This is a genomic window from Bradyrhizobium sp., assembly GCF_049581145.1.
In the GTDB taxonomy this organism is placed as follows: domain Bacteria; phylum Pseudomonadota; class Alphaproteobacteria; order Rhizobiales; family Xanthobacteraceae; genus Bradyrhizobium.
This window is the reverse complement of record NZ_JBAURI010001049.1, coordinates 1-4,063: the sequence shown is the minus strand read 5'-3', so window position 1 is coordinate 4,063 and position 4,063 is coordinate 1. Positions and strand designations below refer to the sequence as shown.

Genomic DNA, 4,063 nt, shown 5'->3' with positions numbered 1-4,063 from the left:
GTGCGACCCGCATCTGATGCAGCGCATTGCCGTCGCGGCCGATCACCGGAGCAACGTTTGCCACCATGTGGCGCAGGCAGGCGCGGCCAACCAGCGTGAAGGCACGGCCGACGCTCATCCCCGCGCTCAATTCGGCATCATTCGCCATCTCGGCCGCGACCGCCGTCATTTCCACGAGCTCGTAGCCGCGCTCGGGCTTGCTCTTGAACTCGAGACGGGCTGGCACGATGTTGGCGATATCGCGCGCGATCCTGAACAGGTCGGCGGGGTTGCCCTGCTTGAGTTCGAGCTCGATCTCCGAGACCGGTCGCGACGAGCCGGTCGCAACGATCTGGCCTTGGTCGATCACCATCACGATGTCGGCGCCGTTGCCGTTCAGATGATAGGCGGTGCGCTCGATGCGGGTCTCGAATACTGGCCTCAGCGTCTTGTTGACTTCGTCGACAGGAATTTGGCTGAGCACCGTTTGCTTCATGCCGGAAAGATCGGGTTGATCGCCTTCGAGGGTCTGCTCCCACTCCGACCGCTCGAACAGGCCAACGCCGTGATCGGTCGACTTCAGGGTCTGGATATGCTTGTCGCCGATATGGCGCACCCGCAGGGTCAATCCGTGATCGCGCAGCAGGCGATCGTCGGAATCGAAGTAGATCGACTGCAGGACCAGCGGCGTGGCATCATGCGGCGAGCTCGAAAAATGTGGATGATTGCGCAACGCGGCGATTTCCTCGGGCGCGACCCTAAGCTTGAGTTCTACGTCTATCTGCTTGCCGAGCATCGTGCATTGCCGATCGAAGGATGGATTGTGTCCCGCGCCGTCGACGTCCCATCAACGGATGTCATAAAACTATCATACAATTGCAGGCCGTGGAAATGATCCTCGGTCGACCCCCGCATTTCTTTTTGATCGGCCGGATCTGGACGAATGAGCCGTCAAACCCATGGCTGTTACGCACGCAAGCGCAAGGCATCCGCAGAATGTGACCTGGACGCGATGTGCGGCCATATGTGCAAGTGATTTGCGCACAAGTGATTCGGCCGACGGGCCGTTTTCGTGATTCCATCGTCCAGCCCTCCAGCGAAAAATATTTTCGGTTCGCAATCTGGTAGAAACAGCACTATGGATCCGCTATCCCGCACCCGAGAAGAGGGGTGTGTCGCTATCGTCCCTGATGTTGGGACGGGCACCCGGCCTTTCCTGCGCCCTCTACGATTTAGGAGGGGCGTCTTTGCAACAGCTCGGACGCTCTCTGCGCCGCGGGAAACCATAATTGTATCCTCGGTCATTGCGAGGAACTCTTGCGACGAAGTAATCCATACTTCGCGGCACGATGTATTGCTTCGCTTGCGCTCGCAACGAGACGGCCTGGCTGTTTGAAATTTGAATCAACCTGTCTCGTCCCGACGTGCGAGCGACAAGCGAGCGCGATCCGGGGACCCGTACCGCGGAATCTATCGATAGGGCAGCATGATCGACGACGTACGCCATTCGCGGCAATGACAAGCCGAGTTTTCGCGCTCACGCCTTCACTGACGGCCGCTCGCCGACCCGGGCCAGCCACGCCATGATGTTGGTGTTGGCGGGATCGAGCGGCTGGCCGACCTGATTGCCGAACTCGATCCAGCAATAGAGCAGGATGTCGGCCAGCGTGAAGCGCTTGCCGCAAATGAATTCGCGGCCATCCGCCATTTGTTTGTTCAACCATTGTAGCCGGTTGGCGGCGATCTTCTTCAAGCCCGGCGAGGCTTCGGGCGCGACCGGAATCCGTTTCTCGAAAAATTTCAGCGCTTCGCCGAAGCGATAGCCGTTGGCGAGCGGCTCGGCGATGTTGAGGTCGAGGCGGCGGGTCCACATCCGGCACTCCGCGCGCTCTTCCGGAGTTGCGCCAATCAGCGGCGGAGCAGGCTGCTTTTCCTCGAGATATTCGCAGATCGCGGTGATCTCGGAGAGATGGCTGCCGTCGTCGAGTTCGAGCGTCGGCATCTGGCCGTGCGGATTGCGCTTCAGGTGCGGCGCCTCACGGTTCTCGCCGCCGCGCAGGTCGACGGTCTGTTTCGGCGTCTCGATGCCCTTCTCCGCCATGAACATGCGCACGATGCGCGGATTAGGTCCGATCGAGTCGTAAAGCTTCATGGTTGGATCCTCCCATTTTTTTGCTCGGCCGGCTGCTTTTGAACAGGCCGCTCCGCGCCTTGTCAAATGGGAGGAACAGGCTCCCGGGCCTGTCCGCCTCAGCCGTCGTCGAGCTTGTTGAGGTCGCGCACCGACTGCATGATCGGCTCGAAATTCGCACGCGCATCGAGCGCATCGAACAAGTGCCCGGTGTCCGACAGCAGGCCATGCGAGCGTTGCAGAGCGATCCGGACGTCCTCCTGCGGCGCATCGGACAGCCGGCCATGGCCAGACAATAGGATCTTTGAGTTGAGCCCCTTCAGCCGCTCGAGCGACTGGATGTAATCGCTGATGCAGCCCGAGCCGAACACACCGCCCATCACGCCGCCCGGCATCAGCGTGTCGGCTGCGAACAACAGGCCCTTGTCGTGGTCGAACAGGCTGATGCAGGCCGAGGTATGGCCCGGCGTATACATCACGTCGAGGCGGAAATTGCCGAGGTCGATCAGATTGCCCTCTTCGAGCCACAGGTCGACATGGATCGGCTCGTTCGGCTCGTTGAACATTTTGCGCAGCGTCGAGAAGTCGTCGCGCAGCATGATCTTGTTGGCGGCCAACCGGTGCGCCGCGATCAGGGTGCGGCCGGAAAAATGGTGGGTGGCGCCGATGTGGTCGAGATGTTCGTGGCTCAGCACCACCATGTCGATGCGATCGGGCGGACAATCGAGCTGATGCAGGCATTGCAGGAGTTGCGGATAATTCGAAGACAGCCCGACGTCGATCATGATGGTGCGAGAAGCGCCGCGCACCACATAGGCGTTGGCAGCGCGGTTCTTGAAGCGGATCTGGAACACGTCGTCGGCGGCCTGGATCAGCGAGCAGACGTCGTTGTTGAGCAAAACCGGAAACGTGGTCGGCTTGCGGTCGCTCACAGGTTTGCCGCCGCGCGGAAGTTGATGTCGTTGGAGGACCGCAGCCGTCTGGAGAGCGCGTCCATGATCATCAGCGCGAAGGCCGGCTGCTGGCTGACCAGATAGACGAAGCGGGCATGATTGATGCGCATCACGCGGGTGTCGGGGGCGGCCGCGATCGCGGTGGCGGAGCGGGCGGAGCCGTCGATGACCGCCATCTCGCCGAAAAACTCGCCCTTGCCGAGCGTCACGATCACGGTCTTGCCGGCGTCGCGGAGCCTGGCGATCTCGACGTTGCCGTCGAGCACGACGAACAATTCGCGCCCGGTCGAGCCCTCCTCGAAAATGATCTCATCGACAGCGAACGTGTTGATGCATTTCTCGATGGCCATGGCCGGCTCCTGCCTTTCTGGCGAGCGCCCTCATGTTAGTCGGGAAAGCCCGGGGCGCCAACGGTGCCAACTGTCCCTGGTATTTAATTGCCGCAGACTTATAGGTCCCAGTAAGCTGCTGCTGCTGCCACACCGGCTCCGTCTTCTGGACCCAAAATGGCCTCGGAAAAGTTCCTAAATTTTCGGTAAGCCGGCCCGCGGCTGGCCGCGGGTAACGATTTCGCAAGCTCTGAAAGTTACCAAATGGTCAACCCTTTGCGGAGACTTTGAACGTGAGCGAACTGAACCCCGAACAGATTCAAGCCGAACCCGCTACCGTCGCGGCAGGGTCGAGCGTTCCAGCTTCTGGTGTTTCCCAGGAGATGGCTCCGTTTGGCGCCTCCGAGGCGGGCCGGGTCGACGCGCCGACCATCGCACCCGACCACGAGACCATGCCGAAGCCGGAGGCGCCCAAGATCGATGCGGCAAAGATCGACGCGAACAGGATTGCGTCGACCCAGCTTGAGCCGGTGAGGATCGACAGGATCGAGAGGTCACGGCTCGACGCCGATGCCATCAAGGCCGGCGCCGCCAACGCGGATCGCCTCAAGGCGGAGAGTTTCAAGCCCAATGCGTCGGGCGTGATCGGCAGGCTCTTGATCATGTCGCCG

Annotated in this window: 4 protein-coding genes and 1 pseudogene; 1 reads left to right on the top strand and 4 read right to left on the bottom strand. The window is 61.1% G+C overall.

Translation table 11 applies throughout. The features are described from left to right. The 4 genes from WCB02_RS33945 to WCB02_RS33930 all read right to left on the bottom strand — a co-directional run. Positions 1–775: inorganic triphosphatase (locus WCB02_RS33945; protein ID WP_423965397.1), on the bottom strand; the 775-nt coding region annotated here is incomplete at its 3' end. A 741-nt stretch (positions 776–1,516) separates the two neighbouring features. Then, entirely contained in the window at positions 1,517–2,131 is a 615-nt protein-coding gene (locus tag WCB02_RS33940) for a glutathione S-transferase family protein (RefSeq protein ID WP_423965394.1), read from the bottom strand. Positions 2,132–2,229: 98 nt separating this feature from the next. Beyond that, complete coding sequence (locus WCB02_RS33935) at positions 2,230–3,042, bottom strand: MBL fold metallo-hydrolase (protein WP_423965391.1); 813 nt, start codon at positions 3,040–3,042, stop codon at positions 2,230–2,232. Then, a complete protein-coding gene (locus tag WCB02_RS33930) occupies positions 3,039–3,413 on the bottom strand; it encodes a Crp/Fnr family transcriptional regulator (RefSeq protein WP_423965389.1) in 375 nt (124 codons plus the stop codon). Before WCB02_RS33930 ends, WCB02_RS33935 begins: the two co-directional genes overlap by 4 nt. Before the next feature lie 272 nt (positions 3,414–3,685). On the opposite strand from WCB02_RS33930, the pseudogene WCB02_RS33925 reads away from it, so the two are divergent. After that, a pseudogene (locus tag WCB02_RS33925) lies at positions 3,686–4,063 on the top strand (hypothetical protein); the annotation flags it as partial.

Bases quoted from the DNA above. Each gene is read 5' to 3' on its own strand.
- WCB02_RS33940 (WP_423965394.1), bottom strand. From the start codon at position 2,131: ATGAAGCTTTACGACTCGATCGGACCTAATCCGCGCATCGTGCGCATG.
- WCB02_RS33930 (WP_423965389.1), bottom strand. From the start codon at position 3,413: ATGGCCATCGAGAAATGCATCAACACGTTCGCTGTCGATGAGATCATT.